Source organism: Streptomyces sp. A0642 (assembly GCF_004795105.1).
GTDB lineage: Bacteria > Actinomycetota > Actinomycetes > Streptomycetales > Streptomycetaceae > Streptomyces.
Map to the genome: position 1 here is coordinate 113,114 of NZ_SSBL01000013.1, position 24,981 is coordinate 138,094.

The window sequence follows — 24,981 nt, forward strand, 5'->3', positions numbered from 1 at the left end:
GGGCCGACCGTACGGGGGCCGGACAGGCCGTCAGAGGGCGGCCGATTTCAGGGGCACGGACGGGTCGGCGACCCGCTCGGGGGCGAGTTCCACCCCTGATTCGATGAGTTTGCGCCCCTGCGCGAGATCGCGCGGACGGCCGACCGCCAGTACGGCGACGAGCGCGCCGGCACGCAGCCAGCACACCGTCCACGACGGCTCGGCCGGATCACCGCGCCACACCAGGGCGTCGGCCCCCGCGTGGTGGCCCGCGTACTGGACGAAGCGGCCGAACTGCTCCGACCAGAAGTAGGGCACGGGGTCGTAGACCGGCAGCCCGTCGCCCTCCCGGGCGGTGAGGGCGGCGGCGACGGTGCGGGGCCCCTGGAGCGCGTTGTCCCAGTGGTGGACGAGCAGCCGTTCGCCGTACCGGGCCGAGGGGAAGGACGCGCAGTCGCCGACCGCGTAGACGTCGGGGAGCGAGGAGCGCAGCGAGGCGTCGGCGGTCACCGACCCGTCCGGGCCGAGCTCGATCCCCGATCCGGCGAGCCAGCGGGTGGCGGGCCGTGCGCCGATGCCGACGACGACCGCGTCCGCCGGGAGCGCGCGGCCGTCGGCCAGGACCACGCGGCCGGGTTCGACGCGGGCCACCCGAGCGCCGGTGAGGAGGCCGGCGCCGCCCTCGGCGTACCAGCCGGCCATGGGGGCGGCGACCTCGGCGGGCAGGACGCCGGCGAGCGGGCGGCCGGCGGCCTCCACGACCGTGACCGCGCAGCCGGCCGCGCGGGCGGCGGTGGCGAACTCCGCGCCGATCCAGCCCGCGCCGACGACCACGACGTCGTGCCGCTGTTCGAGGACCGGACGCAGCCGGGCGGCGTCGTCCAGGGTCCGCAGGAGATGGACTCCCGGGACGCCCTCGGAGCCGGGCAGCGCCAGGGGTTCGGCTCCCGTGGCGACGACCAGGACGTCGTAGGGCACGGGCCCGTCCGGGGTGTCCAGTTCATGGTCGGCCGCGCGCAGCCCGGTCACGTCGAGGCCGAGCCGCAGGGTGATGTCCAGGGCCTCGAAGTCGACGTCGAAGGCCGAATGCTCGGCGTTCCCCAGGAGGACCGCCTTCGACAGCGGCGGCCGGTCGTACGGCTGATGCGGTTCGGCCCCGATCAGCGTGACGGGGCCGGTGAAGCCCTGTTCCCGCAGGGCGACGGCGGTCTGCACGCCCGCCATGCCCGCTCCGGCGATCACGACGCGGCGGCGGTGCCGCGGCTCTGTCTCCTGCTGTCCGGTCTGCTCGTCCACTCCTCCACCTTAAGCACCTGACGCTTCGTCAGGTAAGGGGCTCCCGCATCCCCGCCCCCGGATCGCCTCGCCTCCGCACGCCTCCCCCGCACCTGCGGCTCCCTTGCCCGGGGCGCGGGGCAACGGTCTAGGGTGGCCGTGCACATCACTCGCGGGAGCCCGGACGCACCGGGCTGAGAGGGAGGCTGGACGGCCTCCGACCGTACGAACCTGATCCGGGTCATGCCGGCGAAGGGAGGGGCTGGACGCCCATGCGCACGCACCGTACGAACGGGTCCGACGTCCTCGTCATCGGGGGCGGGATCATCGGCCTGGTCACCGCCTGGCGGGCCGCTCAGCGCGGTCTGGCCACCGAGGTCGCCGATCCCGCACCGGGCGGCGGCGCCGCCCGGGTCGCGGCCGGGATGCTGGCCGCCGTCACCGAGCTCCACTACGGCGAGGAGACGCTGCTCGGCCTCAACCTCGCCTCCGCCGCCCGCTATCCGGCGTTCGCGGCCGAACTGGAGGCGGCGAGCGGACAGGACGTCGGCTTCCGCGCCTGCGGCACCCTGGCCGTCGCGCTCGACGCCGACGACCGCGCCCATCTGCGCGAACTCCACGCCCTGCACCGCCGCTCGGGTCTTGAGTCCGAGTGGCTCACCGGCCGGGAGTGCCGCCGCCTGGAGCCGATGCTCGCACCGGGCGTCCGGGGCGGGCTGCGGGTCGACGGCGACCACCAGGTCGACCCGCGGCGGCTGGCCGCCGCGCTGCTGACGGCGTGCGAACGGGCCGGGGTCGTCTTCCACCGCCAACGGGCCGACCGGCTCTCGGTCACGGGCGGCCGCGCCACCGGAGCCGTACTGGCCGACGGTACGCAGCCGGCCGCCGATCAGGTGGTGCTCGCCGCGGGCAGCCTCAGCGGCCGGCTCGCCGGGGTGCCCGAGCACGTCATGCCCCCGGTCCGCCCGGTGAAGGGCCAGGTACTGCGGCTGACCGTGCCCGCCGCCTACGCGCCCTTCCTCTCCCGCACCGTGCGGGCCGTGGTCCGGGGCAGCCACGTCTATCTCGTACCGCGCGAGAACGGCGAGCTGGTCGTCGGCGCCACCAGCGAGGAGATGGGCTGGGACACCACCGTCACGGCGGGCGGCGTGTACGAGCTGCTGCGCGACGCACACGAGCTGGTGCCCGGCATCACCGAGCTGCCGCTCACCGAGACCCTCGCCGGACTGCGCCCCGCCACCCCCGACAACGCCCCGCTGCTCGGCCGCACCGCGCTGCCCGGCCTCCACCTCGCCACCGGCCATCACCGCAACGGGGTGCTGCTCACCCCCGTGACCGGGGACGCCATGGCGCAGCTGCTGACCGGCGGCGAGCTGCCCGAGGTGGCCCGCCCCTTCTCCCCCGGCCGTTTCTCACCCGCCGCCCCCGTACGTCAGGAGCAGCCCGCATGACCGAGCCCGCGCCCCTCTCCGGCTCCGTGACCGTCTCCGTGAACGGCGATCCGGTCGCCGTGGCCGACGGCACCACCCTCGACGCCCTCGTCGCCTCGATGACCGGTGCGCCCTCGGGCGTCGCGGCCGCCCTGAACGAGACCGTCGTCCCGCGCGGCCAGTGGGCCGCGGCCACGCTCACCGACGGGGACCGGGTCGAGGTCCTCACCGCGGTCCAGGGAGGCTGACCATGTCCGACGACCTCTTCACCCTCGGGGACACCGTCTTCGGCTCCCGGCTGATCATGGGAACGGGCGGGGCCCCCAGCCTGGACGTGCTGGAGCGGTCCCTGACCGCCTCCGGCACCGAGCTGACCACCGTGGCGATGCGCCGGCTGGACCCGACGGTGCAGGGTTCCGTGCTCTCCGTGCTGGAGCGCCTCTCCATCCGGGTGCTGCCGAACACGGCGGGCTGCTTCACGGCGGGCGAGGCCGTGCTCACCGCCCGGCTCGCGCGCGAGGCGCTGGGCACCGACTGGGTCAAGCTGGAGGTGGTGGCGGACGAGCGCACCCTGCTGCCCGACCCCGTGGAGCTCCTGGACGCGGCGGAGACCCTGGTGGACGACGGCTTCACCGTCCTGCCGTACACGAACGACGACCCGGTGCTGGCCCGGAAGCTGGAGGACGTCGGGTGTGCGGCGGTCATGCCGCTCGGCTCCCCCATCGGCTCCGGCCTGGGCATCCGCAACCCGCACAACTTCCAGCTGATCGTCGAGCAGGCGCGGGTCCCCGTGATCCTGGACGCTGGCGCCGGCACCGCGTCGGACGCGGCGCTGGCCATGGAGCTGGGATGTGCGGCCGTGATGCTGGCGTCGGCGGTGACCCGGGCCCAGGAGCCCGAGCTGATGGCGGCCGCGATGCGCCACGCGGTGGAGGGCGGGCGGCTCGCGTACCGCGCGGGGCGGATCCCCCGCCGCCACTTCGCCGAGGCCTCCTCGCCGACGGCGGGGCGGGCGGTGCTGGATCCGGAGCGGCCCGCGTTCTGAACCGGGGCCGGCCCGTACGCCCCGTACGTGAGGCGGATCTCATCTCCTCGCGCCCCTCGCGTCCCGGCCCCCGGGGTGCGGCCCTTCCGGGGCGGTGGATCGCATGTCCCTGTCACGGCTCGGCTGCAGTACGGTCCCGGCCAGTCGGGCGTGTCCGCGGTGGCTCGTAGACTCGGCTGCGTGGATACGACCCTCCAGGACCCTCTCGTCGGGCAGCTGCTCGACGGCCGCTACCGCGTCGATGCCCGCATCGCCGTGGGCGGCATGGCCACGGTCTACCGGGCCATGGACACCCGGCTCGACCGGGTGCTCGCCCTCAAGGTGATGCACCCGGCGCTCGCGACCGACGCCTCGTTCGTCGAGCGCTTCATCCGCGAGGCCAAGTCGGTGGCCCGGCTCGCGCACCCCAATGTGGTCGCGGTCTTCGACCAGGGCGCCCAGGGTCAGTACGTGTACCTCGCGATGGAGTACGTGGCGGGGTGCACGCTGCGCGACGTCCTGCGCGAGCGGGGCGCTCTGCAGCCGCGCGCCGCCCTGGACATCCTGGAACCGGTGCTCGCCGCCCTGGGCGCCGCGCACCGGGCGGGCTTCGTCCACCGGGACATGAAGCCGGAGAACGTGCTGATAGGCGATGACGGCCGGGTCAAGGTCGCCGACTTCGGCCTGGTCCGTGCCGTCGGCTCGGTCACGAACACCACCGGGACCATCCTGGGGACCGTCTCGTATCTCGCCCCCGAACAGATCGAGCACGGCACCGCCGACACCCGCGCCGACGTGTACGCGTGCGGGGTCGTGCTGTACGAGATGCTGACGGGCGGCAAGCCCCACGCCGGGGACACCCCCGCCCAGGTCATCTACCAGCACCTCAACGAGGACGTGCCCGCCCCGTCGGCCGTCGTCCCGGGCCTGGCGGCGGTGCTCGACGAGCTGGTGGCGAGCGCCACCGCCCGTGACCCCGCGGCCCGCCCGTTCGACGCCGTGGCGCTGCTCGCGGAGGCCCGCGTGGCCCGGGCCCGCCTCGGCGAGGCTCAGCTGGACGCCGTGCCGCCGCAGGCCCTGGCCGAGGTGCGCGACGGCGCCGACGACCGCACGAGCGTGATCCCGCGGGTGCTCCCGGCGGACCAGGGCACCGCACACCACACGAGCCGGCTGGAGATGCCCCCGCAGCCGCCGCCCTCCCGCCGCACGGCGTCGCGCCGGGGGAGGCCGCCGCGCGCTGTCGTCGCGGTGGTCGTCGCCGTCCTGCTCGTCCTGGGGGTCGGCGGTGGTGTCTGGTACATCAACTCAGGGCAGTTCACCCGGGTCCCCGCACTGCTGGGCCAGACGGAGAAGGCTGCCAGGGAACGGCTCTCGGACGAGGGTCTGGAGCTGAAGGGCGTGCGGCGGGCCTACAGCGACACCGTCGAGCGCGGCAAGGTGATCAGCAGCGACCCGAAGCCGGGCGCCCGGATCCGGGGCAACGACTCGGTCTCGCTGGTCCTCTCGCGCGGCCCGGAGATCGTGACGGTCCCCGATGTCCACGGCGTCGCGCTCGCCGGGGCCAGACGCTCGCTCGAGAAGCGGGGCCTGGTGCCCGGCATGGTCACCAAGGAGTTCAGCGACGACGTGAGCGCCGGCGAGGTCGTGCGTACGGAACCCGAGGCGGGCGCCGAACGCCACGCGGACTCCGCGGTCGCGCTCGTGGTCTCCAAGGGGAGCCCGGTCGACGTCCCCGATGTCACCGGCGAGTCGGTCGACGACGCCACGGCGGAGCTGGAGGACGCCGGCCTGGAGGTCGTCGTCGCACCCGGCAGGATCAACTCGCCGGAGGACGAGGGCACCGTCGCCCGCCAGTCGGTCGAGGAGGGCGCCGAGGCGGCCGAGGGAGACACCGTCACGCTGACGGTCTCCAAGGGCCCGCAGATGATCGACGTCCCGGACGTCACCGGCAAGGACGTCGACGACGCCCGCGGCGAGCTGGAGGACGCGGGGTTCGAGGTCAAGGTCGACCGCCCGTTCCTCTCCTTCAGCGACACCATCGAGAGCCAGTCCGTCGACGGCGGCGACCAGGCCCCCGAGGGCAGCACCATCACCATCAGGACCAAGGGGCTGTAGGTCCTGTCCGGAGTCCCGCGTCCGCGCCCCGGCACGCACGCTCGCCGCGCGCGGCCGCAGGACCGGTGACTCCCCCATGGCCTACGGCCCCCCACCGACAGCACGCGCCGACCACCGCTGCGCCCGCCCTCCGCGCGGACGACGCGGGACTCCAGACAGGACCCCTCCCTATGCGTAACCCCGTCGGTGGCCACATTCCGGTGGCCGGCGGCCTCTCCAAGGCAGGCCTGCCCTACGCGCGCGAGATGGGCGCGGAGGCCGTCCAGGTCTTCGTGGCCAATCCGCGCGGCTGGGCGACCCCGGTCGGCAACCCGGTGCAGGACGAGCTGTTCCGGACCGAGTGCGCCACCGAGTCCCTACCGGCGTACGTCCACGCCCCGTACTTGATCAACTTCGGCTCGCACACCCCGGCGACCGTGGAGCGGTCCGTGGACTCCCTGCGGCATTCGCTGCGCCGGGCGCGCGAGATCGGTGCCCTGGGCGTCGTGGTGCACACCGGCTCGGCGACCAACGGCCGGCCGCGGGAGGAGGCGCTGGCGCAGGTGCGGACCCACATGCTGCCGCTGCTGGACGAGCTGACGCACGACGACGACCCGTTCCTGCTGCTGGAGTCGACCGCGGGGCAGGGTTTCTCGCTCTGCTCGCGCACCTGGGACTTCGGCCCGTACTTCGACGCGCTCGACGCCCATCCGAAGCTCGGCGTCTGTCTCGACACCTGCCACATCTTCGCGGCGGGACACGACCTGGCGGGCCCGGCCGGCATGAAGGAGACCCTGGACCTGCTGGTGGGGACGGTCGGCGAGGGGCGGCTGAAGCTGATCCACGCCAATGACTCCAAGGACGTGACCGGGGCGCACAAGGACCGGCACGAGAACATCGGCGCGGGTCACATCGGCGAGGAGCCGTTCCGGGAGCTGTTCTCCCACCCGGCCACCGAGGGCGTTCCGCTGATCATCGAGACTCCGGGCGGCAAGGAGGGCCATGCGGCCGACGTGGCCCGGCTGAAGGAGCTGCGCGGCGCGGGCTGAGCGGGTCCGGGCGCCGGGGAGGCGGTGCCCCGGGGCGCCTTCAGAGCTCGGGGCCCTCCCCGGGCTCCTCCTGGTAGGAGTAGCGCTGTTCCTTCCACGGATCGCCGATGTTGTGGTAGCCGCGCTCCTCCCAGAAGCCACGGCGGTCGGCGGTCATGTACTCGATGCCCCGGACCCACTTGGGCCCCTTCCAGGCGTACAGATGCGGGACGACGAGCCGGAGCGGGAAGCCGTGTTCGGCGGTCAGCAGCTCGCCGCCCTTGTGGGTGGCGAACAGGGACCGCTCGGAGGTGAAGTCGTCGAGCCGGAGGTTCGAGCTGAAGCCGTACTCCGCCCAGACCATCACATGGGTCACCTGCGGCGCGGGGGGCGCGAGCGCCACGACGTCACGCGCGAGGACTCCGCCCCACTCGGCGCCGAGCATGCTGAACTTGGTCACGCAGTGCAGGTCGGCGACGACCGAGGAGAACGGCAGCGCGGAGAATTCCCGGTGGTTCCAGCAGTGCTTGTCGCCATCCGCGGTGGCTCCGAAGACCCGGAATTCCCAGCGGTCCGGCTTGAACTTGGGCACCGGCCCGTAATGGGTAACCGGCCAGCCACGCTGCAGGCGCTGTCCCGGCGGAAGCTCGGACTGCTCTGCTGCGCGGTGTTCCCGGCTTTCCGGCTGACCCATGACTCCATGGTGACAGACAGGCAGGGGTGGTCATGACCAGGGCAGAGGCGATTCGGGCAACTCATACTAAGCGTGCACTTACTGGACGCTCACCGGGTGCGATGCGAGGATGCGGCCAACGTGCCCAGTTCACCGGTTGGAAGGAGCCTCTGCGATGCAGGGCGACCCCGAGGTCCTCGAGTTCCTGAACGAACAGCTGACCGCCGAATTGACTGCCATCAATCAGTACTTCCTGCATGCGAAGATGCAGGACAACTTCGGCTGGACGAAGCTCGCGAAGTACACGCGCTCCGAGTCCTTCGACGAGATGAAGCACGCCGAGATCCTGACCGACCGCATCCTCTTCCTGGACGGACTGCCGAACTACCAGCGCCTCTTCCATGTGCGGGTGGGCCAGACGGTCACCGAGATGTTCCAGGCGGACCGCCAGGTCGAGGTGGAGGCGATCGACCGCCTCAAGCGCGGCATCGAGCTGATGCGCAACAAGGGCGACATCACGTCCGCGAACATCTTCGAGTCGATCCTGGCGGACGAGGAACACCACATCGACTACCTGGACACCCAGCTGGAACTCGTCGAGAAGCTGGGCGAGCCGCTCTACATCGCGCAGCTGATCGAGCAGCCGGAGAGCTGACCCGCCCGTCCGCCCCCTGGCTCAGGCAGCCTCGGGAAACGCGAGGGGCCGGGCGGGGATGCCGGGAACGGGGCCGGTGCCGGGGCCGATGCGCTGAGCGGCATCGGGAGCGGTACCGGCCGTGACACGGTCCGCGGCGTCCGGCGTCCGCTTCCGGTCGAGCAGCTCACCGCGCGCGCAGGCCCCGCGGCCGAGCATCGCCTGGATGGTGCGGACGCATCCGCCGCAGTCGGTCCCCGCCTTGCAGGCGGAGGCTATCTGGCGGGGCGTACAGGCGCCTTCTTCCGCATGCTTCTTGACCTGCTGCTCCGTAACGCCGAAGCACGAGCAGACGTACATGCGGTTCACCTCCCGGCGGGATGGATCGTGGGTGCCGCCCCGTTAATCGGTGAGGCTAACCTAACCTTACCCGCCGCTCAAGGCCGCCAAAAGCCCCGGAACGCCCTGTGGGGCACGGATCACATCGATCCGTGCCCCACAGTCGTACGTGCGCTGCGTTCGGTGACGCCTACTGGTCCCGGTACATCTCGGCGACCAGGAACGCGAGGTCCAGCGACTGGCTGCGGTTGAGCCGCGGGTCGCAGGCCGTCTCGTAACGCTGGTGGAGGTCGTCCACGAAGATCTCGTGCCCGCCGCCGACGCACTCGGTGACGTCGTCACCGGTGAGCTCGACGTGGATGCCGCCGGGGTGGGTGCCGAGGCCCTTGTGCACCTCGAAGAAGCCCTTGACCTCGTCCAGGACGTCGTCGAAGCGGCGGGTCTTGTGGCCGGACGCCGCCTCGAAGGTGTTGCCGTGCATCGGGTCGGTCACCCAGGCCACGGTCGCGCCCGAGGCGGTGACCTTCTCGACCAGCTCGGGGAGCTTGTCGCGGACCTTGTCGGCGCCCATCCGGACGACGAAGGTCAGCCGGCCGGGCTCGCGCTCGGGGTCGAGGCGCTCGATGTAGCCGAGGGCCTCGTCGACGGTGGACGTCGGGCCGAGCTTGATGCCGATGGGGTTGCGGATCTTCGAGGCGAACTCGATGTGCGCCCCGTCCATCTGGCGGGTGCGCTCACCGATCCACACCATGTGGGCCGAGGTGTCGTACAGCTGGCCGGTCCGCGAGTCCACGCGGGTCAGCGCCGACTCGTAGTCCAGCAGCAGGGCCTCGTGCGAGGCGTAGAACTCGACGGCCTTGAACTCCGCCGGGTCCGTGCCGCACGCCTTCATGAAGTTCAGCGCGTTGTCGATCTCGCGGGCCAGGGCCTCGTAGCGCTGGCCGGACGGTGACGACTTCACGAAGTCCTGGTTCCAGGCGTGCACCTGGCGCAGGTCGGCGTAACCGCCGGTGGTGAACGCGCGGACGAGGTTCAGCGTCGAGGCGGACGCGTGGTACATCCGCTTCAGCCGCTCCGGGTCCGGGATGCGCTCGGCCTCGGTGAAGGCGAAGCCGTTGACGGAGTCGCCGCGGTAGGTCGGCAGCGTCACGCCGTCGCGGGTCTCGGTCGGCTTGGAGCGCGGCTTGGAGTACTGACCGGCGATCCGGCCCACCTTGACGACGGGCACGGAGGCCGCGTAGGTGAGGACGGCGCTCATCTGGAGCAGCGTCTTCAGCTTGGCGCGGATGTGCTCGGCCGACACGGCGTCGAAGGCCTCGGCGCAGTCACCGCCCTGCAGCAGGAACGCCTCGCCCTTGGCGACGGCTCCCAGGCGGGCGCGCAGCTGGTCGCACTCGCCCGCGAAGACGAGCGGCGGATACGACGCGAGGTCCGCGAGTACATCGCGCAGGGCCTCGGAGTCGGGGTACTCGGGCTGCTGCGCCGCGGGAAGGTCTCGCCAGGTGTTGCCACCGGCGACGGAGGTATTGGCGTTCACGGTCACGGCTCCCACATTACGGGGTCGCGTCCACCTGTTTTCCGGGTGCTCAACGGATGAGACGGACATGGGGCACGGTCAGTGACGAGGAGCACAGCGGTGCCTGCTAGCCTCACGGCTTTCTGAACTGAACACGTGGACCACACAGGGGTGGGGCTTTGAAGCGGAATCACCGCAGGGACCTCAAGAAGCGACGGCTGCTGTACGGGGCCGGCGCCGCGGTAGTCGCCACGGCGGCCATCGGCACGCTCGCGATGGCCTCGCAGGGCACCGCCACCACCGACGCGAAGGCGGTGCCGGCCTCCGCCGAGCTGCAGAAGCAGTTCGCCGAGGCGGCGTCCGAGTTCGACGTACCGCAGAGCGTGCTGATGGCGGTCTCCTACCGTCAGACGCGCTGGGAGAGCCACGACGGCGAGCCGAGCACCAGCGGCGCGTACAACGTGATGGGTCTGACCCGGGTCACCGAGGACGACATCGAGCAGCCGACGGACGCCGAGCGGCTCGCGCACCTCAACATGAGCGGCGACCCGGCCGTGATGAAGCACTTCGACGCCAAGCGCGCCCTGCGCGGTCTGCCGAAGCCGGTCGACACCGACGCCGCCGAGCTGCACACGCTCGACGAGGCCGCGAAGCTGATCGACGAGCCGGCCTCCGCGGTGCAGGACGACACGGAGCAGAGCATCCGCGCCGGCGCGGCGCTGCTCGCGAAGTACCAGCGCGAGGCCACGGACTCGCTGCCCGACGAGGCCGGCAAGTGGTACCCCGCCGTCGCGCGCTACAGCCAGGCCCCGGACACGAAGGGCGCCACGCTCTTCGCCAACCGTGTCTTCGAGTCGGTGAAGAGCGGCGAGAGCGCCCTCACCGCGGACGGCCAGCAGCTCTCGCTGCCCGCCGACCCGTCGGTGGTCCCGGTCAAGCCCGCGAACATGCCCCTGGCGGCGACGAACGCGAGCACCACCGCGGTCCCCGCACCGGAGTGCCCGTCCGGGCTGAACTGCGACTTCCGGCCCGCCGGGTTCAAGCAGAACAGCAGCACCCCCGACGACTTCGGCAACTACAACGTCGCCGACCGCCCGGCCAGTGGCGAGGACATCCGCTACATCGTCATCCACGACACCGAGGGTGGCTACGACGGTTCGCTGGCGACGTTCCAGAACCCGGCGTCCTACGCCAGTGCGCACTATCTGATCCGCGCCAAGGACGGTCTGGTCACCCAGATGGTCGAGACCAAGAACGAGGCATGGCACGCGGCCAACAAGACCGCGAACATGCACTCGGTCGGTATCGAGCACGAGGGCTACGCGATCAAGTCGGGCAGCTGGTACACCGAGCCGCAGTACGAGTCGTCCGCGGCGCTCGTGAAGTTCCTCGCCCAGAAGTTCGGCATCCCGCTCGACCGTGAGCACATCATCGGCCACGACGAGGTACCGGGCGTGCTGGACGGCAACGTAGCCAGCCAGCACTGGGACCCGGGCCCCTTCTGGGACTGGAACCACTACATGTCCCTGATCGGCGCCCCGACCGGCGCCAGTGGCGCGGGCGGCCCGGTCAAGGCCGGCCAGGTCGTCACGGTGGTGCCCCCGTTCACCACGGCGAACCAGCCGGAGCTGACGTACGGCAGCGACTCTTCAGGCAACGGGATTCCCGTCGCCAAGCAGCCGACGAACTTCGGCTATCTCTACACCTCGCCTTCCACGACGGCTTCGAAGATCACTGACCCGTACATCCCCAATGTGCGCAGCACGGACGGCCCCAACTGGGGCAACAAGGTCGTCGCGGGCGGCAAGTACGTCGTCGCCGAGGCCCGGACCGACTGGACCGCCATCTGGTACGGCGGCCAGAAGGCCTGGTTCTACAACCCGAGCGGCCAGTTCACCCACCCGGTCGCCAAGACCGCCCAGCCGGTGCTGAAGCCCAAGGCGGGCGTGACGTCCATCCAGGTGTACGGGCGCGCCTACCCGGAGGACGCGGCCTACACGGGCACCGGTGTACCGGTGCAGTCGAAGAACAACGACTCGCTGACCAAGTACAGCATTCCCGCAGGTCAGGCCTATCCCCAGGTGGGACCGGCGCAGGCCGGCGATTACTGGTTCGCGGGTACGTTCGCGGGCACGGCGGCCAACGACCGCACGCTGGTGAAGGGGAGCACGAACCTCTTCTACCCGATCCGCTACAACCACCGCCTCGCCTGGGTGAAGGCGAGCGACGTCCAGACCGGCACCAGTGTCGCGCCGGACGCCGGCACCAACCGCTACAACATCCTGGGCCGTGACTCCGCCGGTGTGCTCTGGCAGTACCAGGGCACCGGCAGCGCCACGACGCCGTTCTACACCCGCTACCGGGTGGGTCCGGGCTGGCAGGGCTACAACGCGATCACCGCGATGACGGCGCTGCGGGCCGACGGTACGGGCGACATGGTGGCCCGCGACACGAGCGGCTACCTCTGGTACTACCGGGGCGGCAACAACCCGGACAAGCCGTTCGCGACCCGCCTCAAGGTGGGCGGCGGCTGGGGTGTCTACAACGGCATGTGGGGCGCCCGCGACCTGAACGCCGACGGCAAGGCCGACCTGATCGCCCGTGACGCCGGCGGCGTCCTCTGGTTCTACCAGGGCACCGGCGACCCGGCGAAGCCGTTCGCGACGAAGGCGCGGATCGGCGGCGGGTGGAGTGTCTACAACACGCTGGTCTCCACCGGCGACCTGACCGCCGACGGCAAGGCGGACCTGGTCGCCCGGGACAAGTCCGGGGTGCTGTGGCTCTACAAGGGCACCGGCAGCGCGACCGCGCCGTACGCCGCCCGCACCCAGGTCGGCAAGGGCTGGGGCGTCTTCAAGGACCTCCTCGGCCCGAGCGACCTGAACCGTGACGGAATCCCGGACCTCATCGCCCGGGACACCTCGGGCGTGCTCTGGTACTACCGGTCCACGGGTGACATGGCCAAGCCGTTCGCGCCGATGGCGAAGGTCGGCGGCGGCTGGAGCATCTACAACCTGCTGGTCTGACCTCGTCGGACCGACCGGTGAAGGGGCCCGTTCCGCCCATTGGGTGGAACGGGCCCCTTCGCGTCCGGTTCATGGGTTAGGGTTCGGGCATGTTCGCGCACTCGACCCGTAACTGGTGGTGGACCGCTCATCCGGCGGCCCACTGATTTGCGCGCACACACCGACGCAGAGGCCGCCCGAGGGGCGGCCTTTCCCATGTCCGGGGCCGTTCCTCCCAGCTGATCCCAGTGGAAGGAACAACCCCCGATGGCACCGCACACCGCAGCCCACACGCTCGTCCAGAAGCTCCTCGGCGACGACTGCCCGCCCTTCGCCCTGCTGCGCAGGCGCACCCCCGGCCACGACCACGACACCGTCGAGGTGCTGATCGGCCAGGTCGGCGAGGCCGCCAAGCTCGCCGACATCCCCGTGGGTGAGCGGCCCGCTCTCGCCCTGGTGCCGTTCCGGCAGATCGCGGAGCGCGGCTTCGACGTCCGCGACGACGGCACCCCGCTGTCCGTGCTGGTCGCGGACGAGACCCATGAGCTGCCCCTCGGCGAGACGCTGGACGCGCTGCCCGCCCACGCGGTACGGGTCGAGGGCGGTGCGTTCGACGTGTCCGACGAGGAGTACGCCGGGACGGTGCGGCGGGTCATCGAGGACGAGATCGGCCGGGGCGAGGGCGCGAACTTCGTCATCCGGCGGACCTTCCGGGGCGAGATCCCGGGCTTCGGCCGGGCGGACGCGCTCGCGCTGTTCCGCCGGCTGCTGGCCGGTGAGCGGGGGGCCTACTGGACGTTCGTCGTCCACACCGGGGACAGGACGCTCGTGGGCGCCAGCCCCGAGGTGCACGTACGGATGTCCGGCGGGACGGTCGTGATGAATCCGATCAGCGGCACCTACCGCTACCCCGCCGAGGGTCCTACCGCCGAGAACCTGCTGGCGTTCCTCGGCGACCGCAAGGAGACCGAGGAGCTCTCCATGGTGGTCGACGAGGAACTGAAGATGATGTGCACCGTCGGCGACATGGGCGGGGTCGTGATCGGGCCGCGGCTCAAGGAGATGGCCCATCTCGCGCACACCGAGTACGAGTTGCGCGGCCGCTCCTCGCTGGATGTGCGGGAGGTGCTGAAGGAGACGATGTTCGCGGCGACGGTCACCGGCTCCCCCGTCCAGAACGCCTGCCGCGTCATCGAGCGGTACGAGTCCGGCGGGCGCGGCTACTACGCGGGCGCGCTGGCCCTGCTGCGGCGGGCCCCCGACGGCACGCAGACGCTGGACTCGCCGATCCTGATCCGGACCGCCGACATCTCGGCCCGGGGAGAGCTGCGGGTGCCGGTCGGGGCGACCCTGGTGCGCCACTCCGACGCGGAGAGCGAGGTCGCCGAGACCCACGCCAAGGCGGCGGGTGTGCTGACCGCCCTGGGCGTGCGGCCGGGGCGGCCGCAGGCCGAGAGCGCGCGGCCGCACCTGGCGGACGATCCCCGGGTGCGGGCGGCGCTGGACGCACGGCGGGAGGGGCTCGCGCCGTTCTGGCTGCGGATGCAGGAGCGCACCGAGGCGCTGTCCGGTCACGCGCTGGTCGTCGACGGCGAGGACACGTTCACCTCGATGCTGGGACATCTGCTGCGCGCCTCGGGTCTGGAGGTGTCGGTGCGCCGCTACGACGAGCCGGGACTGCGCGAGGCCGTGCGGGCGCACGAGGGCCCCGTCGTGCTCGGCCCCGGCCCCGGCGACCCGGGTGACGAGGCCGATCCGAAGATGCGGCTGCTGCGGGCGCTGACGGCGGAGCTCGTACGCGACCACCGGCACGGGCTCCTCGGGGTGTGCCTGGGCCATGAGCTGATCGCGGCGGAGCTGGGGCTCGACATCGTCCGCAAGACCGTCCCCTACCAGGGCGCGCAGACCCGGATCGATCTGTTCGGCCGCCCCGAGACCGTCGGCTTCTACAACAGTTTCACCGCGCGCTGCGACGACGCGGCGGCCGTCGAACTGGCGGCACACGGCATCGAGGCGAGTCTGGACCCGGCGACCGGGGAGCTCCACGCGCTGCGCGGGGACGGCTTCGCCTCCGTGCAGTTCCACCCCGAGTCAGTGCTGACGCTGCGCGGGTCGACGATCGTGGGCGAGCTGCTGGCGGGGCTTCCGGTACGGGGCTGACGCCCGCGGGCCGCCCGGGCCGTCAGGGCCCGGGCGGCGGCGGGACCAGCACGTTGCCGCTGCGGCGGCCGGCCAGGTAGTCGTCGACGTTCTGGACGGTGGCCGCGATGATCTGGGCCAGCGCGTCCTCCGTGTAGTACGCCTGGTGCGAGGTCACGAGGACGTTCGGGAAGGTGACGAGCCGGGCCAGGGTGTCGTCGTCGACGCCCTCCAGCGACTTGTCGAGGAAGAAGAGCCCGGCCTCCGCCTCGTACACGTCGAGTCCGACCCCCAGGAAGCGGCCCGCCCTCAACTCCTGGACCAGGGCCCTCGTGTCGACGAGTCCGCCTCGGCTGGAGTTGACCAGGATCGCGTCGTCCTTCATCCGGGCCAGCGCCTCCTTGCCGATGATGTGGTGGGTCGAGGGCAGCAGCGGGACGTGCAGGCTGATCAGGTCGGACTCGGCGAGGAGCTGCTCCTTGTCGACGTACCGCATCCCGAGCTCGACGCAGGCGGGATTCTCGGCGATGTCCCAGCCGAGCAGGTTCATGCCGAAGCCGTGGGCGATACGGGTGAAGGACTCGCCGATCTTGCCGGTGCCGATGACGCCGGCCGTGCGGCCGTGCATGTCCCGGCCGAGGAGGCCGTCGAGGCGGAAGTCGAAGTCCCGGGTGCGGGTCGTGGCGCGGACCACGCGGCGGTTGACGGCCATGGCGAGGGTCCAGGCGAATTCCGCGACGGAGTGCGGCGAGTACCAGGAGACCCGGGAGACCCGCAGGGCGAGGCGGGCGGCGACGTCCAGATCGATGTTGTTGAAGCCGGTGGAGCGCTGGGCGATCATCTGGGTCCCGCCGGCCGCGAGGGTCTGCAGGACCTGGCCGCCCAGGTCGGCGTTGACGCTGGTGGAGATGATCTCGTGGCCCGCCGCGATGGGGGCGGTGTCCCGGTTCAGGAAGACGTCCAGGCAGCGCACCTCGTGCTTCCCCGCGAAGGCCTGTTCGATCAGCGGCTTCTCGTCGGACTGCACACCGAAGGCCAGGATTTCCACGACGTCTCCCGCGAATGGTCCGAACGAAGGGCCCGGGTGCGGGACCCGCTCCGGGAGCGGGCCCCGCGGGGCCGGTCCTCGCGAATATACGGCGGCCCGGCCGGGGGCGCCGCTCAGCCGAAGAAGATCCCCGCCTCCGCGTAGAGCGCCGGGTCGACCGTCTTGAGCCGGGCGGTGGCCTCCGCGATCGGCACCCGGACGATGTCCGTGCCCCGCAGAGCGACCATCTTCCCGAAGTCGCCGTCCCGCACGGCCTCGATGGCGTGCAGGCCGAAGCGGGTGGCCAGCCAGCGGTCGAAGGCGCTCGGGGTGCCGCCGCGCTGGACGTGGCCGAGGACGGTGGTCCTGGCCTCCTTGCCGGTGCGGTTCTCGATCTCCTTGGCCAGCCACTCGCCGACGCCGGAGAGGCGGACGTGGCCGAAGGAGTCCTGCGAGCCGTCCTTGAGCACCATCTCCCCCTGCGCGGGCGCGGCCCCTTCGGCGACCACCACGATCGGTGCGTAGCTCGCCCGGAACCGGGAGTCCACCCAGCCGCAGACCTGGTCGACGTCGAAGCGCTGTTCGGGGATGAGGATGACGTTGGCGCCGCCGGCCAGCCCGGAGTGGAGCGCTATCCAGCCCGCGTGGCGGCCCATCACCTCGACCACAAGGACCCGCATATGGGATTCGGCCGTGGTGTGCAGCCGGTCGATGGCCTCGGTCGCGATCCCGACGGCGGTGTCGAAGCCGAAGGTGTAGTCGGTGGCGGAGAGGTCGTTGTCGATGGTCTTGGGTACGCCGACACAGGGGATGCCGTAGGTGTCGGACAGGGTGGCCGCCACGCCGAGGGTGTCCTCGCCGCCGATGGTGACGAGTGCGTCGACCTCGTACGCGGCGAGGTTCTCCCTGATCCGGCGGACCCCGTGATCGGCCTTGAGCGGGTTGGTGCGCGAGGACCCGAGGATGGTGCCGCCGCGCGGCAGGATGCCGCGCACCGCCGGGATGGAGAGCGGGACCGTCCTGCCGTCCAGCGCTCCCCGCCAGCCGTCGCGGAAGCCGATGAAGTCGTAGCCGTACTCCTGCACGCCCTTGCGGACGATGGCGCGGATGACCGCGTTGAGCCCGGGGCAGTCGCCGCCCCCGGTCAGTACTCCGACCCGCATGAAGCATCCCTTCGCCGAAGTGAGCTCACTCAGCTCCACGCTAAGGGTGATCCAGGTCACTCCGGGATGGGCGGGATGGTCAATTCCCGGGCAATGCGCGGGAATTGACCTCAGGCGTCGTCGAGTCCGCGCTCGATGGCGTACCGCACGAGCTCCACCCTGTTGTGCAACTGGAGCTTGCCCAGGGTGTTCTGGACATGGTTCTGGACGGTGCGGTGCGAGATGACCAGCCGCTCGGCGATCTGCTTGTACGAGAGGCCCTTGGCGACCAGCCGCAGCACCTCGGTCTCCCGGTCGGTGAGCTGCGGGGCCTTCGGTTCGTCGGGGGCGACGGGTGCGGGCTCGGAGGCGAGCCTGCGGTATTCGCCCAGCACCAGTCCGGCGAGGCCGGGGGTGAAGACGGGGTCGCCGACGGCCGTGGAGCGGACCGCGTCGGTGAGCTCCTGGGTGCTCGCCGACTTCAGCAGATAGCCGGTGGCACCGGACTTGACCGCCTCCAGGACGTCGGCGTGCTCACCGCTCGCGGAGAGCACCAGGACCCGCAGCCCGGGCTGGGCTCCGACGAGTTCCTTGCAGACCTGGACGCCCGGCATCCCGGGCAGGTTGAGGTCGAGGACGAGGACGTCGGGGGTGACGGCCCCGGCCCGGCGCACGGCCTGCGGGCCGTCGCCCGCGGTCGCCACCACATCGAAGCCGTTCTCGGTGAGGTCGCGGGCGACGGCGTCGCGCCACATCGGGTGGTCGTCGACCACCATGACCCTGATGGGCCGCTGCTGCCCGGCGCCCTCTTCGGTTGCTGCGCTCATCGGACTGAACCCGCCTTCCCCCGTGAAATCTTCGGTACCTTCAATTCGACTTCGGTGCCCTGGCCGGGGACCGAGATCAGTTCCGCGGTGCCGCCCAGGTCGCGCAGCCGCCCGCGGATCGACAGGGCGACGCCGAGACGGCCCTCGCCCTCGGCCTGGGCGAGCCGGCCCTCCGGGATCCCGGGCCCGTCGTCCCTGACCGTGACGATCACCTCGTCCGGCCAGTCCTCGACCAGGATCCACGCCTGGGCGTCCTCCCCCGCGTGCACCCGGACATTGTCCAGGGCCGCGCCGACCGCCGCCGCCAGCTCCCCGGCCGCCGCGGGCGTGAGCAGCACCGGCGCGCCGGGCTCCGCGAAGGTGACCCGGGATCCGGCGTGCGGGGCGAGCAGGGCGCGCAGATCGGTCACGGCCGGGGCGTCGGTCTCGTCGTCGTCCGTCTCGACGGTCCGCACCACGGCACCCTCGGCCGCGTCCTCGGAGACGCGGGTGGGAGGCACCAGGCCACTGGAGACCAGGGTGCGCAGGGCGACCTCCTGCTCCCCGGCCATCCGGCCGAGCTCCGCGGCCTCGCCGCCGATCGCGGCGCCGCGGCGCTGCACCATGGCGAGGACCTGGAGCACGCTGTCGTGGATGTCCCGGGCCAGGCGCTCGCGCTCACGGGTGGCGGCCTCGATCTCCAGGGCGCGGGCGAGGGTGCGCTCACTGGCGCGGGCCACCTCGACGACGTATCCGATGGCGATGGACGCGACCCAGACCAGCAGGACGTTGTGCAGGGTGTCGCGGCTGGGTGCGCCGCGTTCGATCAGGTTGGCGACGGCGACGAAGGTGGAGGCGAACGCCGCCCACCGCCAGCCGCCCTTGATGGCGAACGCCAGGACGGAACCGGCGGTCCAGATGGACGGCAGCGTCGGACCGTCGACGTGCTGGGCCTGGAAGTCGGCGAGCGGGGTGACGAGGATGCCGATGAGCGCGAGCGTGAGGTCCGCGCCCAGGAAGCGTTTGGTGCAGGCCGCGGCGCCCGCCACCTTCGGCAGGGTGACGAGCGTCCAGACGGCCATGGCCGCGAGGAAGACGACCGCCACCCACGACCGCTCGTACTTCTCGCCTCCGAAAGCGGCGAGCAGGATCGCGTAGAGCATCGTCAGGATGCGGTACGCGGTCAGGGCACGCCACAAGGGCTGCTCCACCGACATCCTCACCACACGCACACCTTTGGCCATGCTGTTCTCCCCCACCCCCGGCGAACCCCTCGCGCCCTCAGGCGTCGTGGCGGTCCGCTTCCGTCCCTGACGGCGTCTTCTTCGCGGCCTCGGCGCGTCGCTTCGCCTCGTCGGCGAGCTGCCGCTTCGCGGCGGTCGCGTAGACGTCGACGTACTCCTGGCCGGAGAGCTTCATGATCTCGTACATCACCTCGTCGGTGACCGAGCGCAGGATGAAGCGGTCGCCCTCCATGCCGTGGTAGCGGCTGAAGTCGAGCGGCTTGCCGATCCTGATCCCCGGGCGCATCAGCTTGGGCATCACCTGGCCGGGGGGCTGGATCTTCTCCGTGTCGATCATCGCGACGGGAATGACCGGCGCGCCGGTGGCGAGCGCCACCCGGGCGAGGCCGCCGGGCTTACCGCGGTAGAGGCGGCCGTCGGGCGACCGGGTGCCCTCCGGATAGATGCCGAACAGGCCGCCGCTCTCGATGACCTCGATGCCGGCCTTGATCGCCGCCTCACCGGCCCCGCGGGCGCCCGAGCGGTCCACCGGCAGCTGTCCGACGCCCTTGAAGAAGGCGGCGGTGAGCTTTCCCTTGACCCCGGGCGCGGTGAAGTACTCGGACTTGGCGATGAAGGTGACCTTGCGGTCCAGGACGGCCGGCAGGAAGAAGGAGTCGGAGAACGACAGATGGTTGCTGGCGAGGATCGCGGGTCCCTGCGCGGGAACGTTCTCCAGGCCCTCCACCCACGGCCTGAAGGCGAGCTTCAGAGACCCGCCGATGGAGAACTTCATAGCGCCGTAGATCAACTCGGGTGCCTCCTGTGTGCTGTCCGACAGACCTTAACCCGTGCGGCCGCCCGCGTTCCCGCCCGGCACGGGCGGGACGCCGCGGCCCCGGCCGGTGACGGCCCTGGTCGGTGTCGGCCCGGTCGCGTACGGTGAAGTAATCCTTCCGCACTCCCCCTTTCGCTCCCCTTTCGAGCCTCACGAACAGGAGACCCCGGTGCCGGTCCTTCCTGGAGCCGAGCCGTTCCGCCACGAGGGCGGAGAGGTCGGCGTCCTCCTCTGTCACGGATTCACCGGCTCCCCGCAGTCGCTGCGCCCCTGGGCCGACTATCTGGCGGAGCGCGGGCTCACGGTCTCGCTCCCGCTGCTGCCCGGGCACGGCACGCGCTGGCAGGACATGCAGGTCACCGGCTGGCAGGACTGGTACGCCGAGGTGGACCGGGAACTGCGGGCGCTGGTGGAGCGGTGCGAGCAAGTCTTCGTGTTCGGGCTCTCGATGGGCGGCGCGCTGTCGCTGCGGCTGGCCGCCAAGCACGGCGACGCGGTACGGGGCCTGGTGCTGGTCAACCCGGCCAACAAGGTGCACGGTCTCGCGGCACACGCCCTGCCGATCGTCCGCCATCTGGTGCCGAGCACGAAGGGGCTGGCGAGCGACATCGCGCTGGAGGGTTCCCACGAGCTGGGCTACGACCGGGTGCCGCTGCACGCGGCGTACTCGGTGCGGAAGTTCTTCCGGCTGGTCGACGCCGAGCTTCCCCAGGTGACCCAGCCGATCCTGCTGCTGCACAGCCCGCAGGACCATGTGGTGCCGCCCGCCGACACCGCCCGCATCCTGAGCCGGGTGTCCTCGACCGACGTCGAGGAGATCCTGCTGGAACAGAGCTACCACGTCGCGACGTTGGACCACGATGCGGAGCGGATCTTCGACGAGAGCTACTCGTTCATCGGCCGCCTCGCCCCGAGCGTCGGAACGAAGGGGAGCACGTCCGGTGGCTGAGCACGACGCGGAGCGCACAGGCAGCGAGGAGGAGCGGGAGCCGCTCCCCGCCGGGGGAGCGCCCGTCCCCGACGAGGACGGCGGTGCGCCGGCGCCGGAGACCCCGGCCACGCCCGGCGGGGCGGACGGCGAGCGCCCGGTCGACGAGGACGCCGTCTGGAAGGCGATCGTCGCCGGGTACGGGCAGGAACCGCCGGACCCGCCGGGCGCCAGGCCCTTCCGGTCCATCGAGGACCTCGCCCTCCCGGAGGAGGACACCACCGCGCTGGACCCGGACAAGGGCATCGGCAAGCGGCCGCCCAAGCCGCCGGAGAAGCCGCTCGGCAGCTCGGTGGTCTTCGCTCCGGGCGTCGGCGGCCCGCGCGACTACGAGCCGGCGGAGCCCGTCGAGGGCGACGACACCGGCGAGGGACACTTCGTGCCGCCGGAGCCGCCGCCGCTGCCGGAGGCCGACGTCACGTCGAAGTTCGCCTGGCTCGCGGTGATCGGCGGCCCCGTCCTGCTGCTCCTGGCGGTGCTGCTCCAGTGGGAGATGACCTGGTGGCTGACCACGGTCGGCGTCGGCGGCTTCCTGGGCGGTTTCGCGACGCTGGTGGCCCGGATGGAACACGACGACGAGGACGGCGACGACCCGGGCCGCGGCGCGGTGGTCTGACCAGACCCTCGCGGCGCCCCTTGCGGGGGGCGACGCCTTGTCGTGGTTGCCCCTGTCCGGGGCCCGGGGCCCCTGCGGGGGGCGGTGCCTTGTTTTGGTTGCCCCTGTCCGGGGCGCGGGGTTCCGTCCTCAAGCGCCGGACGGGCTTGGGCGGTGCGGGTCCCCTGCGGGGGGCGGGGCCTTTTCATGGTTGCCCCTGTCCGGGGCGCGGGGTTCCGTCCTCAAACGCCGGACGGGCTTGGGCGGTGCGGGTCCCCTGCGGGGGGCGGTGCCTTTTCATGGTTGCCCCTGTCCGGGGCGCGGGGTTCCGTCCTCAAACGCCGGACGGGCTTGGGTGGTGCGGGTGCTCCGCGAGGTTTTGCGCCCGTGTCCGGTGGGTGGGGGTTCGGGGTCCCTCCGGGGCGTCTCCTCGGACGACGAACGTTCGGCGGGTACGCAGCGGACCCGGGTCGGTGTTCGTCGTCCTGCGGGGACTCCCCTGCACGCCCCCGAACCCTGCCCGTCTTGCGTCTGCGGCAGTCGCAGGGCCGGTGTGCACACGCGACTGATGCCGGGTGGGGGCGTGCAGGGGAGTCCCCGCAGGAAATGGCGTACGACTCCGGTTCTTTTCCCGCCGGGCCGCACATGCCATTTCTGAGGAGTCTCCCCGGAGGGACCCCACCCCCACCCACCGGACAGAGGCAAAGGCCCGCACAACACCGCGCAACCGCACCCCCCAGCCCGTCCGGCGATTGAGGACGGAACCCCGCGCAACGCGGAGGACCCGCACACACCAAGCCCGTCCGGCGCCTGAGGACGGAACCGGCCCGCCGGAGCACCGCCACCCCGCGGAGCACCCGCAGCGATCAAGCCCGTCCGGCGATTGAGGACTCCACCCCGCCGCCCCGCGAGGAACCCGGCACGCGGAGCGCGGCCAGGACCGGCAGGTGGTCGGTCGCGGCCAGCAGGTCGGCCTCGCGGACCCCGGGCAGCCCCGTGGGCACCCCGCAGCCGAGCACCTCGATGCCGCCGGTCGCGAAGACGGCGTCGATCCGCTTGTGCGGGTCGTGCGGCGGGAAGGTGTGCTCACCGCCCCGGGGCCGGACCGCCCAGCAGTCCTGGAGGCGCCCGGCGAGCAGCCGGAAGGCCCGCCCGCTCGGTACGTCGTTGAGGTCGCCGGCCACGATCACGTGGTCGACGCCCATCGCGTCCACCGTCTCCAGGAGCCGTTCGGCCTGGGCGAGGCGTTCCGCGCGCTCAAGGCTCAGGTGGCAGCTCAGCACGCCGAACCTGGCGCCCGCGACCCGGACCACCGCGGTGGCGAAGCCTCGGCGGTGCAGTCCCGGGGTGAGCGGCAGGAGGATGTCCTCGGTGCGCTCCACCGTGGCGCGCAGTGAGCAGAGCAACAGGGGTCCGGCCGCGGTGGCGCCGCCTCCCAGGACCACCAGGCCGCTGCGGGCGGCGAGCCGGGCGGCGGCCTTGCGCCAGCGGAAGAAGCGCGGGGCCTCCTGCACGAGGACCAGATCGGGTGCGCAGGCCGCGATGACGCGGGCGAGCGCCGCGCAGTCGTCTCGCATCGAGCGGACGTTGTAGCTGAGCACTCTGACGACGGCCGAGCCGTCCTGCTCGGTGCGGGAGTCTGGCAGGGACATCATGGCCATGGAGTTCACGATACGGCGGACGCCCGCCGCTCCCCGAGAGGGGCGCGGCGGGCGTCGGTGGTTTCCGTGGCCGGTGGATCAGCCCTGCCGGGCCAGGTCCGCCGCGCCCACCAGACCGGCCTTGCCGCCCAGTTGGGCCGCGAGCACCTGGGCGTGCGGGCGCCACTCGCCACCGATCAGCCAGCGCCGGAACGACTTGCGGATCGGGTCGAGGACGAGTTCGCCCTCGTCCGAGACGCCGCCGCCGACGATGAACGCGGACGGGTCGAAGAGCGAGGCGAGGTCGGCCAGTCCGGCGCCGGCCCAGCGGGCCAGCTCACGGAACGAGTCGACGGCCACCGGGCAGCCCTGCCGGGCGGCCTCACTGATGTGCTTGCCCTCGATGCCCTCGACCGTGCCGTCGCCGAGCGCGAGCAGGATCGTGGCGTTCTCCGGGGTGGCGTTGGCTCGCTGCTTCGCGTACCGCACGAGGGCGCGGCCGGAGGCGTACTGCTCCCAGCAGCCCTGGCTGCCGCAGCCGCAGAGGAGACCGTCGGGGACGACCCGGATGTGGCCGAACTCGGCGGCCACGCCGAAGCGTCCGCGGCGCAGCTTGTTGCCGATGATGATGCCGCCGCCGAGGCCGGTGCCCAGCGTGATGCAGATGACGTCCTCGTGGCCCTGGCCCGCGCCGAAGCGGTATTCGCCCCAGGCCGCGGCGTTGGCGTCGTTCTCGACGACCACCGGCAGGCCGACGCGCTGCTCGACCTTGTCCTTCAGCGGCTCGTGCCGCCAGTTGATGTTCGGTGCGAACAGCACCGTGGCCCGCTTGTCGTCGACGTATCCGGCCGCGCCGATGCCGACCGCCTCGACCGGGTGTCCCGCGCTCGCGCCGGACACCGCAGCCGCGATGGCGTCCACGATGCCTTCGGCCGTCGGCGGGGTCGGCACCTTGAAGGTCGAGAGGATGTGGCCCTCTTCGTCCACCACTCCAGCTGCGATCTTCGTGCCGCCGATATCGACGCCGATGGTGAGTCCCATGAATCCCTCAGTTTCGGTCGAGCCCCGCTGGGGCAACCGTACCCGAGGCGGGGCCCCCTCCTGTCGGCGCCGGTCAGTCCAGGTCGATGTGTTCGCCGGCACCCGACCCCTCGTCGCGGGGGTCCGTGGGGTCGTCCGCCTTCGATTCGGTGCCTGCGGGGTCCCCCGCGCCCTGGGTCCAGCGGCGTTCCTGGCCCTCGACCGCCGAGCGGTAAGCCGCGAGCAGTTCACTGCCGGCGGCGGCAATGTGATCGAAAACGTCCGGATTGCGTTCGATAACGGGCTCGACGGCGGACTTCGCCTGCTTGATGACCTGCTGCACGGCCCCCTGGGCCGCCACCCCGAGCAGGGGCGTCTGGAGGGACCCGAGCTTGTCGGCCACGGCGTCGACCAGCTTGCGCAGTTCCTCGGCGGCGGAGCCGGGCGGCGGGCCGGACGCGGTGCGGCGGCGGGCCTTCTCGGCGGCGAGGTCCTCGGCGCAGGCCTTCGCCCACGCGTCGTCGTCGGCGGGACGATCGGTGGCTTCGCTCATGGCGGACTCCTGC

The 24,981-nt window shown here is 72.0% G+C and carries 22 protein-coding genes and 1 riboswitch; of the genes, 10 read left to right on the plus strand and 12 right to left on the minus strand.

Annotation, left to right across the window (positions count from 1 at the left end):
- Positions 1 to 30 precede the first annotated feature (30 nt).
- On the minus strand, positions 31 to 1,203 hold the full coding sequence (locus E6R60_RS22020; protein ID WP_136328413.1) for an FAD-dependent oxidoreductase: 1,173 nt from the start codon (positions 1,201 to 1,203) through the stop codon (positions 31 to 33).
- Positions 1,204 to 1,416: 213 nt separating this feature from the next.
- Positions 1,417 to 1,529: riboswitch (TPP riboswitch) on the plus strand.
- Here E6R60_RS22020 and thiO point away from each other — a divergent pair.
- The 5 genes from thiO to E6R60_RS22045 all read left to right on the plus strand — a co-directional run bounded on the left by thiO (position 1,527) and on the right by E6R60_RS22045 (position 6,851).
- Positions 1,527 to 2,705: a glycine oxidase ThiO gene (gene thiO, locus E6R60_RS22025; RefSeq protein WP_136328345.1), complete on the plus strand. Its 1,179-nt coding sequence runs from the start codon at positions 1,527 to 1,529 to the stop codon at positions 2,703 to 2,705. It overlaps the preceding riboswitch by 3 nt.
- Positions 2,702 to 2,932 (plus strand): sulfur carrier protein ThiS, encoded by a 231-nt coding sequence (gene thiS, locus E6R60_RS22030; protein WP_136328346.1) that lies wholly within the window; start codon positions 2,702 to 2,704, stop codon positions 2,930 to 2,932. Before thiO ends, thiS begins: the two co-directional genes overlap by 4 nt.
- A 2-nt stretch (positions 2,933 to 2,934) precedes the next feature.
- Positions 2,935 to 3,729 carry a thiazole synthase gene (locus E6R60_RS22035; RefSeq protein ID WP_136328347.1) on the plus strand — a complete coding sequence of 265 codons (795 nt, stop codon included), beginning with the start codon at positions 2,935 to 2,937 and terminating at the stop codon, positions 3,727 to 3,729.
- A gap of 180 nt (positions 3,730 to 3,909) precedes the next feature.
- Entirely contained in the window at positions 3,910 to 5,823 is a 1,914-nt protein-coding gene (gene pknB / locus E6R60_RS22040) for a Stk1 family PASTA domain-containing Ser/Thr kinase (protein ID WP_136328348.1), read from the plus strand.
- A 170-nt stretch (positions 5,824 to 5,993) separates the two neighbouring features.
- Positions 5,994 to 6,851 carry a deoxyribonuclease IV gene (locus tag E6R60_RS22045; RefSeq protein WP_136328349.1) on the plus strand — a complete coding sequence of 286 codons (858 nt, stop codon included), beginning with the start codon at positions 5,994 to 5,996 and terminating at the stop codon, positions 6,849 to 6,851.
- Positions 6,852 to 6,891: 40 nt separating this feature from the next.
- Here the strand turns inward: E6R60_RS22045 and E6R60_RS22050 are convergent, their stop codons facing one another.
- Positions 6,892 to 7,524, minus strand: coding sequence for a sulfite oxidase-like oxidoreductase (locus E6R60_RS22050; RefSeq protein ID WP_136328350.1), 633 nt, complete (start codon positions 7,522 to 7,524; stop codon positions 6,892 to 6,894).
- Positions 7,525 to 7,678: 154 nt separating this feature from the next.
- Here E6R60_RS22050 and bfr point away from each other — a divergent pair, with 154 nt between their 5' ends.
- Positions 7,679 to 8,158, plus strand: a complete 480-nt coding sequence (bfr, locus tag E6R60_RS22055) for a bacterioferritin (RefSeq protein ID WP_136328351.1) — start codon at positions 7,679 to 7,681, stop codon at positions 8,156 to 8,158.
- Positions 8,159 to 8,179: 21 nt separating this feature from the next.
- Here the strand turns inward: bfr and E6R60_RS22060 are convergent, their stop codons facing one another.
- Together E6R60_RS22060 and E6R60_RS22065 are read right to left on the minus strand one after the other, a co-directional pair.
- A complete protein-coding gene (locus E6R60_RS22060; protein ID WP_136328352.1) occupies positions 8,180 to 8,497 on the minus strand; it encodes a (2Fe-2S)-binding protein in 318 nt (105 codons plus the stop codon).
- A gap of 169 nt (positions 8,498 to 8,666) precedes the next feature.
- Complete coding sequence (locus E6R60_RS22065; RefSeq protein WP_168713661.1) at positions 8,667 to 10,013, minus strand: 3-deoxy-7-phosphoheptulonate synthase class II; 1,347 nt, start codon at positions 10,011 to 10,013, stop codon at positions 8,667 to 8,669.
- 158 nt (positions 10,014 to 10,171) lie between these two features.
- On the opposite strand from E6R60_RS22065, the gene E6R60_RS22070 reads away from it, so the two are divergent.
- Both E6R60_RS22070 and E6R60_RS22080 read left to right on the plus strand, forming a co-directional pair.
- Positions 10,172 to 13,018, plus strand: a complete 2,847-nt coding sequence (locus tag E6R60_RS22070) for an N-acetylmuramoyl-L-alanine amidase (protein ID WP_136328354.1) — start codon at positions 10,172 to 10,174, stop codon at positions 13,016 to 13,018.
- Positions 13,019 to 13,264: 246 nt separating this feature from the next.
- Positions 13,265 to 15,157, plus strand: a complete 1,893-nt coding sequence (locus tag E6R60_RS22080; protein WP_136328355.1) for an anthranilate synthase family protein — start codon at positions 13,265 to 13,267, stop codon at positions 15,155 to 15,157.
- Between the two features lie 22 nt (positions 15,158 to 15,179).
- On the opposite strand, the gene E6R60_RS22085 is transcribed toward E6R60_RS22080, so the two are convergent.
- The 5 genes from E6R60_RS22085 to E6R60_RS22105 all read right to left on the minus strand — a co-directional run bounded on the left by E6R60_RS22085 (position 15,180) and on the right by E6R60_RS22105 (position 20,145).
- The gene (locus tag E6R60_RS22085) at positions 15,180 to 16,184 is read right to left on the minus strand and encodes a 2-hydroxyacid dehydrogenase (protein WP_136328356.1); all 1,005 of its coding nucleotides are present in this window, start codon (positions 16,182 to 16,184) and stop codon (positions 15,180 to 15,182) included.
- Between the two features lie 113 nt (positions 16,185 to 16,297).
- Complete coding sequence (locus tag E6R60_RS22090; protein WP_136328357.1) at positions 16,298 to 17,326, minus strand: 6-phosphofructokinase; 1,029 nt, start codon at positions 17,324 to 17,326, stop codon at positions 16,298 to 16,300.
- 110 nt (positions 17,327 to 17,436) lie between these two features.
- Positions 17,437 to 18,132: a response regulator transcription factor gene (locus tag E6R60_RS22095; RefSeq protein WP_136328358.1), complete on the minus strand. Its 696-nt coding sequence runs from the start codon at positions 18,130 to 18,132 to the stop codon at positions 17,437 to 17,439.
- A complete protein-coding gene (locus tag E6R60_RS22100; protein WP_136328359.1) occupies positions 18,129 to 19,355 on the minus strand; it encodes a DUF5931 domain-containing protein in 1,227 nt (408 codons plus the stop codon). Before E6R60_RS22100 ends, E6R60_RS22095 begins: the two co-directional genes overlap by 4 nt.
- Before the next feature lie 37 nt (positions 19,356 to 19,392).
- Positions 19,393 to 20,145 (minus strand): lysophospholipid acyltransferase family protein, encoded by a 753-nt coding sequence (locus tag E6R60_RS22105; protein ID WP_206309483.1) that lies wholly within the window; start codon positions 20,143 to 20,145, stop codon positions 19,393 to 19,395.
- 196 nt (positions 20,146 to 20,341) lie between these two features.
- Here E6R60_RS22105 and E6R60_RS22110 point away from each other — a divergent pair, with 196 nt between their 5' ends.
- Together E6R60_RS22110 and E6R60_RS22115 are read left to right on the plus strand one after the other, a co-directional pair.
- The gene (locus E6R60_RS22110; protein ID WP_136328360.1) at positions 20,342 to 21,121 is read left to right on the plus strand and encodes an alpha/beta fold hydrolase; all 780 of its coding nucleotides are present in this window, start codon (positions 20,342 to 20,344) and stop codon (positions 21,119 to 21,121) included.
- Positions 21,114 to 21,776, plus strand: coding sequence for a hypothetical protein (locus E6R60_RS22115; protein WP_136328361.1), 663 nt, complete (start codon positions 21,114 to 21,116; stop codon positions 21,774 to 21,776). The genes E6R60_RS22110 and E6R60_RS22115 overlap by 8 nt, the downstream gene beginning before the upstream one ends.
- An 845-nt stretch (positions 21,777 to 22,621) precedes the next feature.
- Here E6R60_RS22115 and E6R60_RS22120 read toward each other — a convergent pair.
- The 3 genes from E6R60_RS22120 to E6R60_RS22130 form a co-directional block, all read right to left on the minus strand.
- Positions 22,622 to 23,416, minus strand: a complete 795-nt coding sequence (locus E6R60_RS22120; protein ID WP_136328362.1) for an endonuclease/exonuclease/phosphatase family protein — start codon at positions 23,414 to 23,416, stop codon at positions 22,622 to 22,624.
- Positions 23,417 to 23,494: 78 nt separating this feature from the next.
- Positions 23,495 to 24,436 (minus strand): ROK family glucokinase, encoded by a 942-nt coding sequence (locus tag E6R60_RS22125; protein ID WP_136328363.1) that lies wholly within the window; start codon positions 24,434 to 24,436, stop codon positions 23,495 to 23,497.
- Positions 24,437 to 24,509: 73 nt separating this feature from the next.
- Positions 24,510 to 24,968 carry a DUF5304 domain-containing protein gene (locus tag E6R60_RS22130; RefSeq protein ID WP_136328364.1) on the minus strand — a complete coding sequence of 153 codons (459 nt, stop codon included), beginning with the start codon at positions 24,966 to 24,968 and terminating at the stop codon, positions 24,510 to 24,512.
- Positions 24,969 to 24,981: the final 13 nt, after the last annotated feature.